This window comes from Streptomyces sp. NPDC031274 (genome assembly GCF_055570235.1).
Map to the genome: position 1 here is coordinate 1 of NZ_JBVIHP010000042.1, position 20,957 is coordinate 20,957.

Genomic DNA, 20,957 nt, shown 5'->3' on the forward strand with positions numbered 1-20,957 from the left:
ACTCGAAGGTTCCGCCGACCAGTTCGACCCTCTGGCGCAGCCCCTTCAGGCCACTCCCCGAACCGCTGGACGCCAGCTCCGTGTCCAGCGCGCGCGTCGCCGCCGAATTCGCCACGCGAAGCTGGACCCGCCCCGCCTCATAGCGCACTTCCACCCGTACCGAACTGCCCGGTGCGTGCTTGCGTACGTTCGTCAGGGCCTCCTGCACCACCCGGTACGCGGTACGCGCCACCACCGGTGACCACACCGACCGGTCCCCGACCTCATCGAGCTCCACATCGACACCCACCGCCCGCGACTCCTCCACCAGCACCGAAATCTGCAGCTCCTCAAACCCCATGCCGCTGCCGGCACTCGGCATCACCAACTCCGCCGACTCCAGTGCCTCCAGGCTCTCCGGAGACTTCAAGACCCCCACCAGATCCCGCAGCTCCTCCAGGGCCTGGCACCCCGCAGCGCGCAACACCTCCGCCTCCGCACGCACCACCTCATCCGACGACGACACCCGCAACGCCCCCGCCTGCAACACCATCAACGACACCCGATGCGTGACCACATCATGCATCTCCCCCGCCAACCGCACCCGCTCCTCGGCCCGCGCCCGCTCCGCCAGCAAGAACTGCTCCCGCTCCGCCCGCTCGGCCCGCTCCGTCAACGCCGCGATCAGCCCACGCCGCGCCCCCACATACATCCCCAACAACCCCGGCACCGCCGTCAGCAACACCCCCGACGCCGCCACCGCGAACGACAACTCCCACAACCGAGTCGCCACCAACGTCAACAACCCCGTCAACACCCACGCCACCCGCGAACGCGACGAATACACCACCGCCGAATACGCGGCGAAGGGCGCCGCCAGGGGTACCCACACTCCTGACCCGTCTCCCGATGCCACCAGGAGTCCGGGCGCGAGCCACGCCGACAGCGTCATCACCACTGATGCCGCCACCGCCACACCCAGTACCGTCAACGGCCACACGCGCCGCACCACCAGCGCCAACACCATCGTCACCTGAAGACCAAGCCCCGCCCATGGACCAAACCGGGGATGGTCTTCACGGGGGTAGCCGCTCCACACGGCCACGAAGATGTTCAGCACGACGAGAGCGGCGACGAGGATGGTGTCCTGAACGGCGCTGCGGCCCAACCATCGAATCGGCCATTTCACGGCGGTCACCCTACTGGCGCCCGCGTGCCCTGGGCCCATATGTGCGCCATTGGTCTGGGCGAAGCGTACGAAAGTGGGTAGTGCGCCCCCGAGGTTGCAACCTTGGTCGCTTCCACTCCACACGAACCGCTCTGTCTGCCCTCCCACTCCACTTGTTTGGCTGGTGGGGCAGGAACAGGAACAGCGAAGGCGCCCGGAGAACGGGAAGGGCGCAGAGGGCGGAGGAGCAGTGCCACAAGAGACGCGGCAGCCACTGCGAGGCGGCGCGGGGGAGGCAGCCCACGGCGCCGTCCTGCAGTGCCGACCCGGCCTGCCGCGGCCGCGTCACAGCCTCGACCGCCGCGCCGTCTACTGGTGGATGACGCAGAACCTCCTCGTCGTCGTGCCGGTCCTGGCCGGGCTCGGGGCAGCCACGCTGATCCCCGACGCACCCTCGTGGCTGCGGCTCGTTTTCGCGGTGCTGTGCCCGCTGAGCCTCGGCTACGCGCTCCTGACCCCGTGGTGGCGCTACCGCGCGCACCGCTGGGATGCGAACAGTGAAGCGGTGTCGGCAAGGTCGGGGTGGCTCACCCGGGAGTGGCGCGTGGTGCCCTTCACCCGGATCCAGACCCTGGACACCAAGAGCGGCCCGCTCCAGCACCTGTTCGGTCTTGCCGCGGTGACCGTGACGACCGCTTCGGCCGCAGGCCCCGTCACCATCGACGGCCTCGACCAGAAGCTCGCCGCCGACATCGTCGTGCGGCTCACCGAGCGTGTCCGCGCCCTGCACGAGGACGGCACATGAGCCGCCGTACGCAGACGCCGATGCCGCCCCATCCGGCGTACGAGACGCGTGAAGAGACCGAGATGCCGGCCGAAGAGACTCGGACGCCGGTCGAAGAGCCATGGCAGCGGCTGCACCCGCGCATGGTCGCTGTCAGCGTCAGCTGGCTCGTGGGGCCCGCGTTCCCGCTCGTGGCCGCCATGCTCCTGGCCCAGGACCTGCTCAACACCCATGCCTGGATCGTCCTCGGCTCCTACATCGTGGTCGCGGGCGTGCAGGCGGGGCACGAGTGGGTGCGCTACCGCACGACCCGCTACCGGGTCACGGGCAGCACGGTCGAACTGCACGCGGGGCTGCTGTTCCGAACGAGGAAGTCGATCCCGCGCGACCGGGTGCGCAGCGCCGACCTGACCGCCAACCCCGTGCACCGGCTTTTCGGCCTGGCCGCCGTGAAGATCGGCACCGGGCAGCACCAGAGTTCGGGCGAGGACGCCGAGTTGGTTCTCGACGGCATCTCCCGCGAACAGGCCCTGGAATTCAAGGTGCTGCTGCGGCCGGGCGCGAACGGGGCGGTGCGGGGGAGCGGGCAGGCGGTGCCCGTTTCACTCGCCCGCATGCACTGGTCCTGGGCCCGGTATGCGCCGCTGACGTTCACCACCCTCGCCGGAACGGTGACCGTCGTCGCGGGTGGGGCCAAGCTGCTCGACCTGCTCGGGCTCGACGTGACCAGCGGGCCTGTCGCCAGGTGGACTTGGGACCGTCTCTCGGCGCTCCCGGTCGGACTGGCCGTCGCCGTCGTGGTGGCCGCTCTGTTCGCCGTGGGTGTGCTTGCCTCGCTGGTGGTCATGGGCGAGGCCTGGTTCGGCTACCGCCTGGAGCGGGAGCCCGGCGGCGCCCTGCACATCACGCGCGGCCTGCTCACCTCCCGTTCTGTTTCCGTGGAGGAGCGGCGGATCCGCGGCGTCGAGCTCACCCAGGCGCTGCCGCTGCGCTGGGTGGCGGCGGCCCGCCTGAACATGCTGGCCACCGGGCTCGACCGGGGCGCGAACCGCCTCACGAACCCTGCCCAGCTGATGCCTCCCGCCCCCCTGGACGCCGCGCACCGGGCGACAGCGGACGTGCTCGACGAGGCACGTTCGCCCATTATCGCGGCGGCGCTGTGCGGTCACCCCCGGCCCGCACTGCGCCGCCGTCTGGTGCGCGGTTGCCTGCTGGTCCCGGCCGTAGTGGCAGCTCTGGCCGGGACCGGCGTGGCGGCCGGACAACTGCCCTGGTGGTCCCTCGGGGCCGTGCCCCTCGTCGTGCCCTTCGGGGCACTGCTCGCCCGGGACGCATACCGCTCCCTCGGGCACGCGCTGCACGGGGAGTACCTCGTGGTGCGGCAGGGCACCTTCATCCGCCGCTCGGTGGCGCTGCGCCGCGACGGGATCATCGGTTGGACCGCCAAGCAGTCGTACATGCAGCGCCGAGCCGGGCTGTTCACGCTGAGCGCCACCACCGCCGCAGGCCGGGGCGCCGTCCGGATCCCCGATATGGACGTGGCCGAGGGGCTGCGCTTCGCCGAGGCGGCCCGCCCGGGTCTCGTCGGCTCTTTCTAGATACTCACCGCTTGACCGCTTGACCGCTTGACAGTGACCTCTGGACCTCTAGATCTCTTGGAAGGAACCGTGTTCAAAGCACTAGGACGTTTCGTCGTCGGCCATCGCTGGCTGGTGATCCTCACCTGGCTCATCGCCGGGGCCGCCGTCATCGGCTTCGCCCCGTCCCTCACCACCACGTCTGATCAGGCGGAGTTCCTTCCCGGTCACTACGAGTCGATCCAGGCGCAGAAGATCCAGGAGAAGGCCTTCCCGAAGGGGTTCAGCCCCTCCGCGATCGTGGTCTTCACGCGCGAGAACGGCAAGCCGCTGTCCGGGGCCGACTCGGCGAAGGTCACCGAGATCGGCAAGTCCTTGGAGGCCAAGAAGTACGACAAGGTCGAACAGGTCGTCACCACACCGCCGTCGCCGCACAAGAAGGTGCAGACGGTCATGGTGTCGATGGCCGACGTGAAGGCGGGCGACAAGAGCCAGCAGCACGCGGTCGAGGACATGCGGGACGACCTCAAGCCCCTTGTCCGGGATACGGGGTTGAAGGCCGGAGTCACTGGTGACGCGGCCACTCAGCTGGACAACGAGGAGGCGTCCAAGGAAGCCGACGGGCTGATCTTCCTCGGCACCATCGGCCTCATCATCGTGCTGCTTACGATCATCTTCCGCAGCCCGACCATCACGATCCTCACCATCGCCGGGATCACCCTGGTCTCGCAGGTGGCCAACGGCCTCATCGCGACCTGTGCGGAGGTGTTCCACCTCAAGGCCGACAGTTCGGTGTCGTCCCTGCTGATCGTGGTGCTCTTCGGCGTCGGCACCGACTACATCCTGTTCCTGATGTTCCGCTACCGGGAACGGCTGCGGCTCGGCGAGGACCCGAAGACCGCGATGATCTCCGCGGTCGGCCGGGTCGGCGAGGCCATCGCGTCGGCGGCCGGAGCCGTCGCCGTCTGCTTCCTCGCGCTGCTGCTCTCGACGCTCAGCTTCCTCGTGTCGATGGGCCCGGCCCTGGCCATCGCCATCCTGGTGACGCTGATCGCCTGCCTCACCCTGATCCCGGCGATCGTCTCCCTGATGGGCACCAAGGTGTTCTGGCCGTCCAAGTCGTGGCGCCACGAGCCGCGTGCCGCGCGCTTCGGTGCGATCGGCAACGCGGTGGGCCGCCGACCCGCCCTGTTCGTGATCGGCTCCGGCCTGCTGATGATCGCTGTGGCCGTCGGAGCGTTCGGCTACAAGCCGACGTTCGCGTCCGACGAGTCCGCGACGTCCACCAAGGAGTCGCAGGTCGCCCTGCACGCGATGAGCAAGGACCTGCCGGCGGGCAGCACCAACCCCAGCAGCGTCCTGATGCGCTCCACCAACGGCGAGAAGCTCAGCCCCGCGGACATGACGGCGTTCCTGTCGAAGCTCAAGCAGGTAGAGGGAGTCGGTGACGCCTCCCGCACCCAGCTCAGCAAGGACGGCAGGACCGCCGAGTTCAACGCCGTCCTGAAGATGGACCCCAACGGCCGCGAGGCCATGGACATCGTCCGTGGCCCGCTGCGCACCACCGCCCACGAGGCGGCACCGGCCGGTACGGAGACGAAGGTCGGCGGCATCACCTCCGTCTTCGTCGACATCAACAAGGCCGTCAACCGGGACTTCTCCGTGGTGTTCCCGACGGCGGCCGTGCTCATCATGCTCATCCTCGGACTGCTGCTGCGCAGCATCGTCGCGCCGATCTATCTGATGGTGTCCGTGGCGCTCGGCTTCGGGGCCACACTCGGCGCGACCGTGATTCTCTTCCAGCAGATCGAGGGCAAGTCGGGCCTGACCTTCTTCCTGCCGGTGATCATGTACTTGTTCGTCGTCGCCATCGGCACGGACTACAACATCCTGATGGTGGCGCGGCTACGGGAAGAGGCGAAGGAAGGCCTCAGCCCACGGGAGGCCACTGCGAAGAGCATCCAGCACGCCGGTCCGACCATTGCCGCTGCCGGTGTGATCCTCGCGGGCACCTTCGCCTCGATGCTGCTCGCCAGCGACACCTCGCTCTCCCAGATCGGGTTCGCGGTCGCTTTCGGCATCATGATCTCGTCCTTCGTGATGGCGATGTTCTTCACTCCCGCGCTCACCGCCCTGTTCGGCCGGGCCGCCTGGTGGCCGCGCCGCATCCACCCGGACGTCCCGGCCGGGAGTCAGGGGGACTCCGGCCGACGGGCGCCGCACCACTCGGCGGACCCGGAGCAGGTACCCGCTCAGGGTGGTTCCCCCTACACCCCGCACTCGTCGTACGACCGGCGCGACTGACGGGCCGTCCGCACACAGAACTGTGCCCCACCACTTGGAAGGAGTGGTGGGGCACAGTTCTGTGGGGGGCTCCGTACGAGTAGTGGCCCCGGCTACTCGGCGATCTTGGTGCGGCCGACCCAGCGCAGCTTCAGGGGGTCTGCCGTCTGGTCGCTGAACTCGTAGTGCTCGTATCCGTTTTCGAAGCGGATCTTGATCTTCTCGGGAGAGCAGATCACTTCACTGAGCTCAGCGAGGACGACGACCGAGCCGGAAAGGCTGTGGGGGCCGCCTTCGAGAAACACAGATTCAGGCGTGACGGCGGGGGAGTTGGACTTGATTGCTCGCACGGGGCACCTCTCTTCTTGGAACCTCGGTCTCGCCCATATTGTTCTGCGTCACGGTGCCCGTCGGAAAGCCCCGAGATACCCCTACGTCACCCCTGCTCCCGCCCTGTCGTGGAACGCGAGTCGGGTGATCCTGCGGATCAAGCCATAGTGGCTTGTAAGATGCCGAGTTACTCCGCGACCCGGTATGGCGAGCAGCCCCGTTTCGTCAAGCGCAAGACGCCTGCGCGCAATGCCGTTGAGTTATCGGCCGGTGGAAGTACGGGGCGTGTGAGGTGAGGCACAGCGACCGTGTGCGAGTCCGAAACGGACAGAATGCGGAGCGCGTGCACGGTGAAACGGGCACGGATATCCCGTGATCGGTCGTGCCCGGCGTCGGAGTGCGATGCGTTAAATACTCCGGAGTCAGATGTCGCGGAAGCGAACTGCGGACATTGATGCCAGGTAGTGGAGGTGCCAAGCATTCGCGGCGGCATATACGTGGGCGCGTTCACCGCAGCGGCAAGCGCTTCCTGCATGCCGGTGGGAAAGTGGTTTTAGGCTCCTGCTAGCCACAACAAGAGAGTCTGGTGCGGGCTGCGCCCGCTCGGATACTGTTGGGCCGAGCGCGAGTCCATGGGTATCGCGTTCGATCTGACCATGTGCCACCCGGCCGTAGACTGATCCGGTCTTCTCGGAGTGCCCTCCCTTGGTCCTCCGTGTCGATCCCGGCAGCTGCGTGGGGCTTATATGAAGGAGGGATGAGCATTGCCGGCCATGACGCGGGTCCCGTACTTGCAGGCGTACCGCCTTGGCTGTCCGTGTGAAGATCAGATGGGCTGTACCTGCGTCTTTACCTGTGTCTGAACGCAAGTTGCTGTTCTTCTGAACGGCTTATATCTTTTCCGGCTCTCGACTGATGGGTCGCGAACCAGCCGTTGCGAACGTTGATTCAGGCCGGCGTCTCGTGGAGACGGCCGGGGTCTGTGTGTCACTCTTCCCCGCGCCCCCACAGTCATACCCACGCCGGTTCCCTCACTACCGTTGCCCCCCCCCGCTCAGCCAACGGAGTCTCGAGTGGTCCAACAGTTGTCGCCCCAGCAGGGTGGCGCGACTGCCCCCCAATCCAGTGCCCTCCACCGGGTCGTTCCCGTGTTTCCCGGGCCTGTGCCACCGATGTGTATCGGCACCTCCGCGCGAGCTTCGGCATGCGCGGCCGACCAGCCGGTTTAGGCCCCTTATTAATTCAGTGTTTCAGAGTGATCATGCATGCGGGCCGAATTCTTAACGGAACTCGTATGGCTGGATAGTGACGGCCGTATGGCGGGTTGCTGATGTGCGGGTGGTATCGCCAATCCGCTCTCCCGGGTGCGAGTTGCCGCTGCGCGATGAGGCAGAAGTCGCTGCACGATAGGGCAGACACTGCTCGGCGACTCGGCAAGAGGCGGGCCCTAACTCTCTCCTGGGTGCATTTAGAGCCGGGTAAATTTTGGAAGTCCGTACGGTAAAGCGCGTGAGTCGGCAGGCCCCTGACCCGCGCCTACGCGTGCTCTACGAACGTTTTCCGCCTGCGACAGACCGAAAATAGACCGCAGTTGACAATTTCCGGATAGCTGGCTTTGACTTGCGCTCGTTGCCGAGGCCAAGTGGCCGAGAAAGTATCGAGCCGATTCAGGCCAACCATGCATGTTTCCAGTTCCAGTTCCAGTGGATGACTGACGAAGGCCGAGGCTGCCATGCGCTTATCAGAAGGGGTGCACACCGGCACTGTCGCCGTCATTGGGGCCGCGTCCGCGGCACCGGTGCAGACGGAGCGCGATCACGGTGTACTGGCTGAACTGACGGGTGTACCCCTGCCCGCGGACCGGACAGACGAACTGGAGTCGGCGTGGACGGCCTGTGAGGACGCGGGCATCGGCGCGGACGAGCGGGAAGGCGTCGGTGTCTACCTGGCCGCCGGCGCAGAGGGCGACGACAACGCTGTCGAGCTGGCACGCGTGCTCGGCTTCCACGGTCCCTGCCGGACCGGACACGACCCCCTCGCCGATGCCTTGGCCGCCGTGCGTTCCGGTGAGTGCGACCTGGCGCTGGTCGGGGCAGACGGCGCCTTCGCCGTGCTCACACACGGGGACAGCGCACGGACGACCGCCTTCGCCTACCGACTCGACACCGGCAACAACACCGGCAATGACACCGGCAACGGCAGCGAGTGGTCCGACGGCGTTCCCTCTCTCGTCGAGGCCGCGCTGCGCTCGGGCCGTCCCGAGCTCGGCCGCGCCGCACCGGACGGGCTCGCCGTCCCGATCACGTTATCGGCGCACAGCCAGGGCGCGTTGCGGGCCCGGGCCGCCGATCTGCGCACGCTGATCGAGGCCGAGCCGGCCCTTCCGCTCATCGACCTCGCCTTCTCCCTCGCCACCACTCGACCCGTCCTCGACCGTCGCGCCGTGCTGGTCGGCGGGGACCGCACGCGGCTCGCCGAGGAGCTGCTCGCCGTCAGCGAGGGGCGAATACCGGTGCCGGGGCTCGCGTCCGGGCGACCGGCACGGGCCGCGGCCGACGACATCGCCTTCGTGTTCCCCGGTCACGGGCCGCAGTGGCTGGGCATGGCCGACGAACTCCTCGCCACGTCGCCGGTGTTCGCCGAGCAACTGCATGCCTGTGCGCAGGCCCTCACTCCGTACGTGGACTGGCCCGTCCTTGAGGTGCTGCGCGGCAAGACCGACACGCCGTCCCTCGACCGGCCGGACGTGGCGCAGCCCGCCCTCTGGGCGATGATGGTGTCCCTGTCCGCGCTGTGGCGGTCCTGGGGTGTGTCACCCGGTGCCGTGATCGGCTCCAGCGTCGGCGAGATCCCGGCGGCGACGGTCGCGGGCGCGCTCTCCGTCGAGGACGGTGCGCGGGCAGTGGCCCTGTTCAGCCAGGCGCAGGTGCACTTGCTCGAACAGGGCGTGATGCTCTCCGTGTTGGCGTCGGCCGACGAGGTGCGCGAGCGGCTGACCCGCTACGAGAACCTCGACCTGGCCGCCGTACACGCCCCGGGCTCGGTCCTGGTCTCCGGCACCGAGGAGGAGGCCGACGCACTCCTTGCCGAACTGACCGCCGACGGCATCAGGGCCAGAAGCATCGCGATCCGTCTCGCGGCGCACGGCCGCCAGACCGACTCCGTGCTCGACCTGGTGCGCGAGGGCCTCGCTCCGATCACGCCCCGCCCGACCGAGGTGCCGATCTATACGGGCACCACCGGCACGCGGGTCGACCCGCTCACGCTCACCGCGGACCACTGGTGCCGCAACCTGCGCAACACCGCCGACTTCCAGAGCGCCACGCGCGCCGTCCTGGCGGCCGGGCACCGACTGCTGCTCGAGCCGAGCCCCCACCCCGTGCTGACCAGGGCCGTACAGGAGACCGCCGAGGAAGCCGGTGTGGAGGCCGCCGTCGTCGGCACGCTGCGCAGGGAGCGGGGCGGCGCCGACCAGATGACCGCCGCGCTCGCCGAACTGCACACGCACGGCGTGCTCCCCGACTGGAACGCGGTGTTCGCGGGCCGGGACGCACGGGCGGTGCCGCTGCCCACCTACCCGCTGCACGCGGCGCCCGGCGACCTCCCCGCACCGACCCTCGCCGACCGGCTCGCGGCAGCCGCCGACCGCACCGAGTTCCTGCTCGACCTGGTCCGCACGCAGCTGGCCGCCGTGGTCGGGGACGCCGCGTCCGCCGCCGACGCGGACGCGCCGCTCCTCGAACTCGGCCTCGACTCGGCCGGTGCTGTGACACTGCGCAACCTGCTGAACGGGGCCTCCGGCCTGAACCTCCCCGTGTCGGCGGTGTTCGACACTCCGACGTGCCGTGGCCTCGCCGAACGCATCGACCGGATCCTGCTCGGCACACCGGCCGATGACGACGAGCCGCTGGCCTTCGCGACGGTCGGGGACGACGAGCCGATCGCCGTCGTGGCGATGAGCTGCCGCCTGCCCGGTGGCGTGCGCAGCCCCGAGGACCTGTGGCAGCTGCTGTCCGCGGGCGGCGACGGCATCACCGCGTTCCCCACCGACCGGGGCTGGGACCTGGAAGGACGCTACGACGAGGACGCCGAGCGGGCCGGTGGCTACTACCAGCGCGAGGCTGGTTTCCTGCACGACGCCCACCAGTTCGACCCGGAGTTCTTCGGCATCTCGCCGCGCGAGGCCCTCGCGATGGACCCGCAGCAGCGACTGCTCCTGGAGATCGGCTGGGAGGCGATCGAGCGCGCGGGCATCGACCCGGCAGGGCTGCGTGGCAGCCAGTCGGGCGTGTTCGTGGGCGCGATGACGATGGACTACGGGCCGAAGCTGCACGAGGCCCCCGCGGACCTCGAGGGCTATCTGCTCACCGGCAACACCGCGAGCGTCGCCTCCGGCAGGCTCTCCTACTCGTTCGGGTTCAACGGGCCCGCCGTCACCCTCGACACGGCGTGCTCCTCGTCGCTGGCCGCCCTGCACCTGGCCGTGCAGTCGCTGCGGCGCGGCGAGTGCCCCATCGCCCTCGCGGGCGGCGTCACGGTCATGCCCTCGCAGGGCATGTTCGTGGAGTTCAGCAGGCAGCGCGCGCTGGCCCCCGACGGGCGCTGCAAGGCGTTCTCGGCGAGCGCCGACGGGTTCGGCCTCGCCGAGGGCGCCACCATGGTGCTCCTCGAGCGGCTCTCCGACGCGCGCCGTAACGGGCACCCCGTACTCGCGCTGATCAAGGGCACCGCGATCAACCAGGACGGCGCGTCCAACGGCCTCACCGCCCCCAGCGGCCCCGCGCAGCGCAGGGTCATCCGCCAGGCGCTCGCCGACGCGGGCGTCCCGGCCGCCGAGGTCGACGCCGTCGAGGCGCACGGCACCGGCACCCGCCTCGGCGACCCCATCGAGGCGGACGCCCTCCTTGCCACCTACGGCCGTGAGCACCCCGCCGACCGGCCGCTGCTGCTCGGCTCGGTGAAGTCCAACATCGGTCACACACAGGCGGCTTCCGGAGTCGCGGGCCTGATCAAGATGGTCCTCGCGCTGCAGCACGGCGTACTGCCCCAGAGCCTGCACATCACCGAGCCCACTCCGCACGTGGACTGGACGTCGGGCGCCGTTTCGCTGATCACCGAGACCACGCCGTGGCCCGAGGTCGGACGCCCCCGGCGGGCCGCCGTGTCCTCGTTCGGCATCAGCGGCACCAACGCGCACGCCGTCCTCGAACAGGCGCCCGACGAGATCCCGGCCGCCCCGCTGCCGACGTCCGATCCGGCCCCCCTGGTGTTCTCCGCGCGCACGGAGGAAGCCCTGCGCGCCCAGGCCGCGCAACTCGCGCCAGCAGCGGCGGTGTTGTCGCCTGTCGACGTGGCGGATGCCCTGTTGTCCCGAGCGGTGTTCGATCATCGGGCTGTGGTGGTGGCGGGTGGTGCTGAGGCGCTGACGGCGGTGGCCGGTGGTGCGGAGTCTGCTCGGGTGGCGATCGGTGTCGCGCGGCCTGTCGGCAAGGTGGCGTTCGTGTTCCCGGGCCAGGGTTCTCAGTGGCTGGGTATGGGTGCGGAGTTGGCCGAGTCGTCGCCCGCGTTCCGTGCCTCTCTCGACGCGTGTGCTGAGGCGCTTGCTCCGTATGTGGACTGGTCGCTCCATGAAGTGCTGGCTGACGCGGCCGAGTTGGAGCGGGTGGATGTCGTGCAGCCCGCGTTGTGGGCGGTGATGGTGTCCCTTGCCGCGCTCTGGCGTTCGTACGGCGTGGAGCCGGACGCGGTGGTGGGGCATAGCCAGGGCGAGATCGCCGCAGCTCACGTGGCGGGGGCGCTCTCCTTGGACGATGCCGCCAAGGTGGTGGCGCTGCGCAGCAAGGCGATCCTGGCGTTGTCGGGTCAGGGCGGCATGGTGTCCCTCGCGGTATCCATCGATGCCGCGCGGGAGCGGATCGCGCGGTGGGACGGGCGGATATCGGTCGCCGCGGTCAACGGCCCGCGCTCGGTGGTGGTGGCGGGTGACGCCGACGCACTGGACGAGCTGATCGAGTCGTGCGCGGCCGATGAGGTACGCGCCCGCCGGGTTCCCGTCGACTACGCCTCCCACTCGCCGCATGTGGAGCGCATCCAGGAAGAACTGGCCCGCGTTCTTGGCGGTGTTGAACCCCTGGCCGCGAGTGTGCCGATGCTGTCCACGGTCACGGGGGAGTGGCTGACCGGTACCGAGGTCGGTGCCGAGTACTGGTATCAGAATCTGCGCAACACCGTGCGGTTCGAAGAGGTCACGCGCGGCCTGCTCGACCACGGCGTCGGCGCGTTCGTGGAGTGCAGCCCCCACCCCGTCCTCACCTTCGGGGTGCGCGAGACGCTGGACGCGGCCGATGGTGACGCCGTCGTCGTGGGCACGCTGCGCCGCACCGACGGCGGTCTCGACCGGTTCCTGCTGTCTGCCGCAGAGGCGTACGTGGAAGGCCTGCCGTTCGAGTGGCGGCAGACGGTGCCCGCCGGACAGCACGTGGACCTGCCCACCTACCCCTTCCAGCGCCGACGGTTCTGGCTGGAGGAGACGGCCCGCCCGACGGGAGCCGTCGACCCCGCCTTTGAGGAGTTCTGGTCCGCCGTGGAGCGTGGCGACCTCGCCACCACCCTTGACGTACCCGCCGACGCGCCGCTGACCGACGTCCTGCCGAGCCTGGCCGACTGGCGGCGCCGCAGGCAGGAGCGGTCCACTGTCGACGCGTGGCGCTACCGGGTCACTTGGCACGCGCTCGGCACAGGCGTCGCCCCGGCCCTGGACGGCACCTGGCTCGTGGTCGGCTCGCCGTCCGAGGCGGAGCACCCGTGGCGTGCGGCGGCCGTCGACGCCCTGCGTGCTCATGGCGCCGATGTCCTGGAGGTGGCCGGCTCGGTGGAGTCGCTGCGCGCCATGGACGTCGAACCCAGCGGTGTGCTCTCCCTCCTGGCCCTCGATGAGCGGCCCGACCCCGCGTCGCCGAACGTCCCGAGGGGCCTTTCCGGCACGCTGGAACTGGTACGGGCGCTGGGTGACGCCGGGATCGACGCGCCGCTGTGGCTGGCCACGACGGGCGCGGTGTCCGTCGGCCGGTCCGACCCGCTGACCCACCCGGCGCAGAGCCAGACGTGGGGCCTCGGCCTCGCCGTCGGCCTGGAACACCCCGGCCGCTGGGGCGGCATCGTCGACCTGCCCGTGACCCCCGACGCCAGGACCGCGACGAGGCTCGTCTCCGCCCTTGCCGGTCTCGCGGACGAGGACCAACTGGCGATCCGGGCCTCCGGTTCGTCCGTACGACGACTGTCCCCGGCGCCCGCACCGGCCGCGGCAGTAGAGAGCTGGCGCGCGAAGGGCACCGTACTGATCACCGGCGGCACCGGCGCCATCGGCGGCCACGTGGCCCGCTGGCTTGCGGGCAACGGCGCGGAGCACATCGTGCTGACCAGCCGCAGTGGCGCGAGCGCCCCCGGCGCGCAGGAGCTGGAGGCCGAGCTGACCGGGCTCGGTGTCAAGGCGACCATCGCCGCCTGTGACGCCGCCGACCGTGCCGCGCTCGCCGACCTGTTCGCCCGGTTCGACGCCGAAGGCACCCCGATCCGCTCGGTCTTCCACGCGGCGGGCACCGTCCCGTCGCTGCCGCTCGCCGACACGGACACCTCGGACCTCGCCTACGCCCTGGCGGCGAAGGCCGGCGGCGCGGCCCACCTCGACGAGCTGTGCGCCGGACGCGAACTCGACGCGTTCGTGCTGTTCTCCTCCGGGTCCGCGGTGTGGGGCAGCGGAGAACTGGGCGCGTACGGCGCCGCCAACGCCTTCCTCGACGGCCTCGCGCAGCGCCGCCGTGCCGAAGGACTGCCCGCCACCTCGGTCTCCTGGGGCATGTGGGCGGGCGGCGGCATGGTGACCGGCGACCTCGACGACCAGCTGCGCCGCCGGGGGATGCGCCCCATGCGGCCCGAACTCGCGGTCGGCGCGCTCGCCACCGCCCTCGCGACGGGCGAGACGACCCTGACGGTCGCGGACATCGACTGGGCCCGCTTCGCCCCCGGCTTCACCGCGGCCCGCTCACGCCCGCTGATCAGCGAGATCCCCGACGTCGTCGCCCTCGCCGCGCAGGACGCGGAGGAACAGCCGGTTTCCGGCGGGGCGCTCGCCGACCGGCTCACCGGGCTCGCCGAGGCCGACCGGCAGCGGCTCCTGCTCGACCTGGTACGCGGCCACGCGGCGTCGGTGCTCGGCCACGAAGGGCCCGACACCGTCACGCCGGACCGGGCTTTCCGCGAGCTGGGCTTCGACTCCCTCACCGCCATCGAGCTGCGCAAGCGACTCAACACCGCCACCGGCGTACGGCTGCCCGCGACCGTCGTCTTCGACCACCCGACGCCGGAGGCGCTCGCCGACCACCTGTACTCCGTGGTGCTCGGCGAGCGGCAGATCGCCGCGTCCGCCGCGTTCGCCGGGACCGCGCAGAGTGCCGCCGACGACCCGATCGCGGTGGTGGCGATGAGCTGCCGCTACCCCGGCGGCGTACGCGGACCCGAGGACCTGTGGTCGCTCGTCCTGGGCGGGCACGACGCCGTCGGGTCGTTCCCGGACGACCGAGGGTGGGACACCGACCGGCTGTACCCGGCCGACGCTCAGACCCAGGGCCGCAGCCGCACCCTGGAAGGCGCCTTCGTCGACGACGCGGGTGGGTTCGACGCGGGCTTCTTCGGCATCGCACCGCGCGAGGCCCTCGCGATGGACCCCCAGCAGCGCCAAGTGCTCGAACTGGCCTGGGAGGCCTTCGAGCGGGCGGGCATCGACCCCTCATCGGTACGCGACAGCCTCACCGGCGTGTTCGTCGGCGCGTCACCGCAGAGCTACGCGGGCACCCTGGAACAGGCGACGCCCGAGATGGACGGCTACCGCCTTACCGGCGACGCGCTCAGTGTCGTATCGGGCCGGATCGCCTACTCCCTCGGCCTGCGCGGCCCCGCCGTCACCGTGGACACGGCATGCTCGTCCTCCCTGGTCGCCCTGCACCTCGCGGTGCAGGCGCTGCGGTCGGGGGAGTGCTCGATGGCCCTTGCGGGCGGCACGGCGATCATGGTGACGCCGACGGCCTTCGCCGAGTTCAGCCTCCAGGGCGGCCTGGCCCCCGACGGCCGGTGCAAGCCCTTCGCCGACGCCGCGGACGGCGTCGGCTGGGGCGAGGGCGCGGGCCTGATCCTCCTCGAACGGCTCTCCGACGCACGGGCCAACGGCCACGAGGTGCTCGCCCTGGTCCGAGGTTCCGCGACCAACCAGGACGGCGCGTCTAACGGTCTCTCCGCTCCGAGCGGGCCCGCACAGCAGCGGGTCATCCTCGCGGCACTCGCGAACGCGGGCCTGTCCACCGCTGACGTGGACGCCGTCGAGGGCCACGGCACGGGTACCCGGCTCGGCGACCCCATCGAGGCGCAGGCACTCCTCGCCACCTACGGTCAGGACCGCCCCGCGGAGCGGCCGCTGCTCCTCGGCGCCCTGAAGTCCAACATCGGCCACACCCAGGCGGCTTCGGGCATCGCGGGCGTCATCAAGATGGTGCAGGCGATGCGGCACGGCGTACTGCCCCGCACCCTGCACCTCGACCGCCCCTCCGAGCACGTGGACTGGACGACCGGCGCCGTGGAGCTCCTCTCCGAGGTGCGGCCGTGGCCGGAGGCGGGCCGGCCGAGGCGCGCCGCCGTCTCCGCGTTCGGCGTCAGCGGCACCAACGGCCACGTCATCCTCGAACAGGGCGAACCCGTACCCCCGGCTCCCCTCGATGAGCCCGACGGCCGGACGCTGGCGTGGGCCCTGTCCGCCCGTGACACGTCCGCGCTGCGCGAGCAGGCCACCCGCCTGGCATCCACCGTGGACGAACAGCCGGAACTCTCGCCCCTGGACATCGCCGCGACCCTCACGGCAGGACGGGCCGCACTCGACCACCGCGCCGTCGTGCTCGGCACCGACACGGCCGAACTGCGCGCCGCGCTCGACGCGCTGGCGGCAGACACCGAGCACCCGGCCGTGGTGCGGGGCACCCCCGACGGCGGACGGCTCGCCGTACTGTTCTCGGGCCAGGGCTCCCAGCGCATCGGCATGGGCCGCGGCCTGTACGAGGCGCACCCCGTCTTCGCCGACGCGCTCGACGAGGCGTTCGCGCAGCTCGACCCGCTGCTCGCCGTACCGCTGCGCGACGTGGTCTTCGGCGACGACCAGGCCCTGCTCGACCGCACCGAGTACGCCCAGCCCGCGCTGTTCGCCGTCGAGGTCGCGCTGTACCGGCTGTGGGAGTCCTGGGGCCTCACGCCCGACGCGCTCGCGGGCCACTCGGTCGGTGAACTGGCCGCCGCGCACGTGGCGGGCGTCTTCTCGCTGGCCGACGCCTGCACGATCGTCGCCGCGCGCGGCGCGCTCATGCAGGCGCTGCCCGACGGCGGCGTCATGGTCGCGGTGCAGGCCACCGAGGACGAGATCACGCCGGAGTGCTCCGAGAACGTCGGCATCGCCGCCATCAACGGCCCCAACTCCCTCGTCCTGTCCGGCAGCGAGCTCGAAGTGCTCGGCCTCGCCGACCGTCTCAAGGCGCAGGGGCGCAAGGTGACCAGACTGCGGGTCAGCCACGCGTTCCACTCGCCGCTGATGGAGCCGATGCTCGCGGAGTTCCGCGGCGTCGTGGCGGGCGTGACCGCCAACCCGCCCAAGCTGCCGATCGTGTCCACGCTGACGGGCGCGCCGGTCGACGCCGAGGAACTGACGTCACCGGACCACTGGGTACGGCACGTGCGCAGGCCCGTGCGGTTCGCCGACGGCGTCACGGCGCTCGTCGCGCAGGGCGTGACGACCATGGTGGAGGTCGGACCCGGCGGCGCACTCGCCGCGATGGGCCAGGACAGCGCCCCCGACGCCGTGTTCGTGCCGACGCTGCGCTCCGAGCGGCCCGAACCTGACGCGCTGACCCTCGCCGCCGCGCAACTCCACGTCCGGGGCGCGCGATGCGACCTGGCCGCGGTGCTCGGCAGCCGCGGCAACCGCGTCGACCTGCCCACCTACGCGTTCCAGCACGACCGGTACTGGCTGACCGCTGCTGTCGCGCCCGCCGGCGACGGGGCGACGACGGCCCTCGGTCTGGCCACCGGCGACCACCCGCTGCTCCGCGCGGCGGTCGCGCTGCCCGACACCGGCGGCGTCGTGTTCACCGGCAGGCTGTCCACCCGTACCCAGCCCTGGCTCGCCGACCACGGCGTCGGCGACCGGGTGCTGTTCCCCGGCACCGGCTTCCTCGACCTCGCCCTGCACGCCGCGGGCCACTGCGGGCTCGACACGGTCGAGGAACTGACCCTGCACGCCCCGCTCGTCCTGCCCGAACACGGCGGCACCGCCCTGCGGGTCGCGGTCGGCGAGGAGAACGACGGCGGACGCAGCATCCGGATCCACTCGCGGGCCGAGGACGCCGACCGGGACGCACCATGGACCGAGCACGCGACCGGAGCGCTCACGACAGGCGATGCCCCGGCGACCGAACTGGCGGCGTGGCCGCCGCAGGACGCGTCACCGATGGACGTCGACGACGTCTACGACCGCCTCATCGAACTCGGCTACGGCTACGGTCCTGTGTTCCGCGCGCTGCGCGCGGCCTGGCGCCTCGGCTCCGACGTGTACGTCGAGGTGTCCCTGCCCGACGGAACCGGCGGCGAAGGCTTCAGCGTGCACCCCGCCCTGCTCGACGCCGCCCTGCACGCGCCGGTACTGCGGGCCCTCGACGAGATCGACGGCGGCCCCCGGCTGCCGTTCAGCTTCACGGGCGTACGACTGCACGCCGTCGGCGCCTCGACGCTGCGGGTGCGCTGGTCGCCCACCGGGCAGGACCAGATGTCCCTTGCCGTCGCGGACCCGGACGGCAGGCCCGTCGCGACCGTCGAGTCGCTCGTGATGCGGCCGGTGGACCTGAAGAAGACCGCGTCGTCTACCGCGGACGCCCTGTTCGCACTGGAGTGGACGCCTGTCGACGGGACCGGGGACAGGCCGGTCCGACTCGCCGTGCTCGGTGACGAGGGCCTTGGTGAGTACGACCTCGGCGTCGACGCGCCGACCGTGTCCGACTTCGGCGCTCTCGACGGCGTGACCGACCTGCTCGCCCTCTGCCCCTGGCCGTCAGGCACGGACGGAAAGGCGGCGCGTGAGACCGTCTCCTGGGCGCTGCGACTGGCCAAGGACTGGCTCGCCGACGAGCGGACGGCCGACACCCGCCTGGTCTTCGTGACCCGTGGCGCGGTCGACACCGAGTCGCCCGACCCGGCACAGGCCGCCGTGTGGGGGCTCGTGCGGACGGCACAGACCGAGAACCCCGGCCGGTTCGCGCTGATCGACCTCGACGCCGCGCAGTCCGCGCTCGGCGTACCGGCCGCGCTGGCCCACGAGGAGTCCCAGGCAGCCGTACGCGACGGCCTGGTCAGCGTGCCCCGGCTCACCCGTGCCGCCGCCGACAGCCCGCTCGCCCCGCCCGCCGATGGCCCCTGGCGCCTCGACATCCGGCCGCGCGGCTCGCTGGACGACCTCACCCTGGTGCCGCACCCGGACGCCCTCGCACCCCTCGCGCCCGGCGAGGTACGCGTCGCCGTCCGCGCGGCGGGCCTCGACGTCCACGACGTGCTGAGCACCCTCGGCGACCACTCCGGCGGCGACATCGCGGGCATCGTGACCGAGACCGGCGCCGAGGTGACCGACCTGACGGTGGGCGACCGCGTGCTCGGCACGGCCACCCAGGGCTTCGGGCCGCTCGCGGTCACCGACCGCGAGCTGGTCGCCCCGGTGCCCGCAGGATGGTCCTTCGCACAGGCCGCATCCGTACCGATGGCGTTCCTCACGGCCCACCACGCCCTGCGCGGCCTGGCGGACCTGCGCCCGGGCGAGTCCGTTCTCGTCCATGAGGCGGCGAGCGCCGACGGCATGGCGGCCGTACAACTCGCGCGGCACTGGGGCGCGGAGGTCTACGCGACCGCGAGCCCCGCCGACTGGGACGCCCTGCGCGAGACGGGCGTGCCCGCATCGCACCTGGCGTCCTCGCTCGACACCGACTTCGCGGCGAAGTTCGCCGCGCGGACCGGCGGCACCGGCGTCGACGTCGTACTCAACCCGCTGGCAAGGGAGTTCATGGACGGCCCCCTGCCCGCCCGGGAGCTCATGGACGCCCTCCTCCGACTGCTGTCCGACGGAGGGCGTTTCGTCGAGCCCGGCACATTCGACGCCGGTGAACCCGAGAACCTGCCGCCCGGCGTCAAGTACGCGACGTACGACCGGACTCAGCCAAGCCCCGACCGCACCCAGGAGGCGCTCGTCGAGGTGCTCGCACTCTGCGAGACGGGCCAGTTGAGTCCCCTCCCGGTGCGCGCCTGGGACGTCCGCCGCGCCCCCGAGGCGTTCCGCCACCTCAGCCGGACCCGGCACGCGGGCAAGGCCGTCCTGACCGTGCCCGCGCCGATCGACCCGGACCGCCCGGTCCTGGTGACCGGCGGACTCGGCACCCTCGGCGCGCTGGTGGCCCGGCACCTGGTCGTCGACCGGGGCGCACGGAATCTCGTACTGGCGGGACGCAAGGGATCGGCCACCGAGGGCGCGGAGGAACTGCGCGACGAACTGGTGGCCTTGGGCGCCGAGGTGTCCCTGGCGGCGTGCGACGTCGCCGACCGAGACTCCGTGGCGGCGCTCCTGTCCTCCCTCGACCGGCCGCTCGGTGCGATCGTGCACGCGGCGGGCGTCGTCGACGACGGCGTCCTCGAATCGCTGACACCCGCGCGGATCGACCGGGTGTTCGCCCCGAAGGTCGACGGCTTGCAGCACCTGGACGAACTGACCAGGGACGCCGACCTGTCCGCGTTCGTCGTGTTCTCCTCGGCGGCCGGCATCATCGGCAGCGCGGGCCAGGCGAGCTACGCCGCGGCGAACGCGGCGCTCGACGCCTTCATGCGCCGCCGCCACTCGCTCGGCCTGCCCGGTGTCTCGGTCGCGTGGGGCATGTGGGCGGCCGCGAGCGGCATGACGGCGGAGCTCGACGCTGGTGACCGGGCCCGGCTCAGCCGCTCCGGAATCCGCGAACTGCCCACCGAGGACGCCCTCGCGCTGTTCGACGCGGCGGCGGACGACGACCGCACGCCACTCGTGCCGCTCCTCCTCGACACCGCCGCACTGCGCGGACAGGCGGCGGACGGCACCCTGCCCCCGGTGCTGCGCGGTCTGGTCCGCGCCCCCGCCCGCCGCGTCACCACGGCGGCCCCCGCCGCGACCACGACGTTCGCCGACACCCTCGCGGGCCAGTCCGCGGCGGACCGCGAACAGACGGTCCTCGACCTGGTCCGCGGGCAGGTCGCGGCGGCGCTCGGCCACTCGAACGACACGCACATCGAACCCGGCCGCCCGCTGCAAGACCTCGGGTTCGACTCGCTGACCGCGGTGGAGCTGCGCAACCGGCTCACCTCCGCCACCGGACTGCGGCTGCCCTCGACACTCGTCTTCGACCACCCGTCGGCAGCCGCGATCACCCGGCATGTGCTCACGCTGCTCCCGAGTACCGAGCACGAGCCGGAGACCGGCGTCCTCGAACAGCTCGACCGCCTGGAGAGCGCACTCCTCGCGCTCAACGACGGCGCCGCGACAAGCGACGGCGCCGCCACGAAGGTCGATCTGCGGCTGCGTGCCCTGCTCGCCAGCTGGAGCGACGCGCGGGCCGGTGACGCCGACGAGGACGACACGTCCGACCTCACCTCGGTCACCGACGACGAACTCTTCGGCTACCTCGACGACGAACTTGAGACCTCGTGACCGGGTCGGACCACAACGAACTCGCCCGCCCCGCCG

6 protein-coding genes are annotated in these 20,957 nt (G+C 71.2%); 4 read left to right on the top strand and 2 right to left on the bottom strand.

Annotated elements, in window-relative coordinates; all coding sequences use genetic code 11:
- A partial coding sequence (locus ACZ5CR_RS41220; protein WP_468867643.1) for a sensor histidine kinase occupies positions 1-1,168 on the bottom strand: 1,168 nt, incomplete at its 3' end.
- 229 nt (positions 1,169-1,397) lie between these two features.
- Between ACZ5CR_RS41220 and ACZ5CR_RS41225 the strand changes: the two genes are divergently transcribed.
- From ACZ5CR_RS41225 to ACZ5CR_RS41235, 3 genes are all read left to right on the top strand, one after another.
- A complete protein-coding gene (locus ACZ5CR_RS41225) occupies positions 1,398-1,952 on the top strand; it encodes a PH domain-containing protein (RefSeq protein WP_468867646.1) in 555 nt (184 codons plus the stop codon).
- Positions 1,949-3,529 (top strand): PH domain-containing protein, encoded by a 1,581-nt coding sequence (locus tag ACZ5CR_RS41230; protein ID WP_468867648.1) that lies wholly within the window; start codon positions 1,949-1,951, stop codon positions 3,527-3,529. Before ACZ5CR_RS41225 ends, ACZ5CR_RS41230 begins: the two co-directional genes overlap by 4 nt.
- A gap of 69 nt (positions 3,530-3,598) precedes the next feature.
- The gene (locus tag ACZ5CR_RS41235; protein ID WP_468867650.1) at positions 3,599-5,812 is read left to right on the top strand and encodes an MMPL family transporter; all 2,214 of its coding nucleotides are present in this window, start codon (positions 3,599-3,601) and stop codon (positions 5,810-5,812) included.
- Positions 5,813-5,904: 92 nt separating this feature from the next.
- Here ACZ5CR_RS41235 and ACZ5CR_RS41240 read toward each other — a convergent pair whose 3' ends face one another.
- Positions 5,905-6,141, bottom strand: coding sequence for a DUF5988 family protein (locus ACZ5CR_RS41240; protein WP_389912146.1), 237 nt, complete (start codon positions 6,139-6,141; stop codon positions 5,905-5,907).
- Positions 6,142-7,871: 1,730 nt separating this feature from the next.
- Between ACZ5CR_RS41240 and ACZ5CR_RS41245 the strand changes: the two genes are divergently transcribed.
- Positions 7,872-20,921, top strand: coding sequence for a type I polyketide synthase (locus ACZ5CR_RS41245; RefSeq protein WP_468867653.1), 13,050 nt, complete (start codon positions 7,872-7,874; stop codon positions 20,919-20,921).
- Positions 20,922-20,957 lie beyond the last annotated feature (36 nt).

Excerpts from the sequence above, each read along its gene's own strand:
- ACZ5CR_RS41230 (WP_468867648.1), top strand. The coding sequence starts at position 1,949 with ATGAGCCGCCGTACGCAGACGCCGATGCCGCCCCATCCGGCGTACGAG.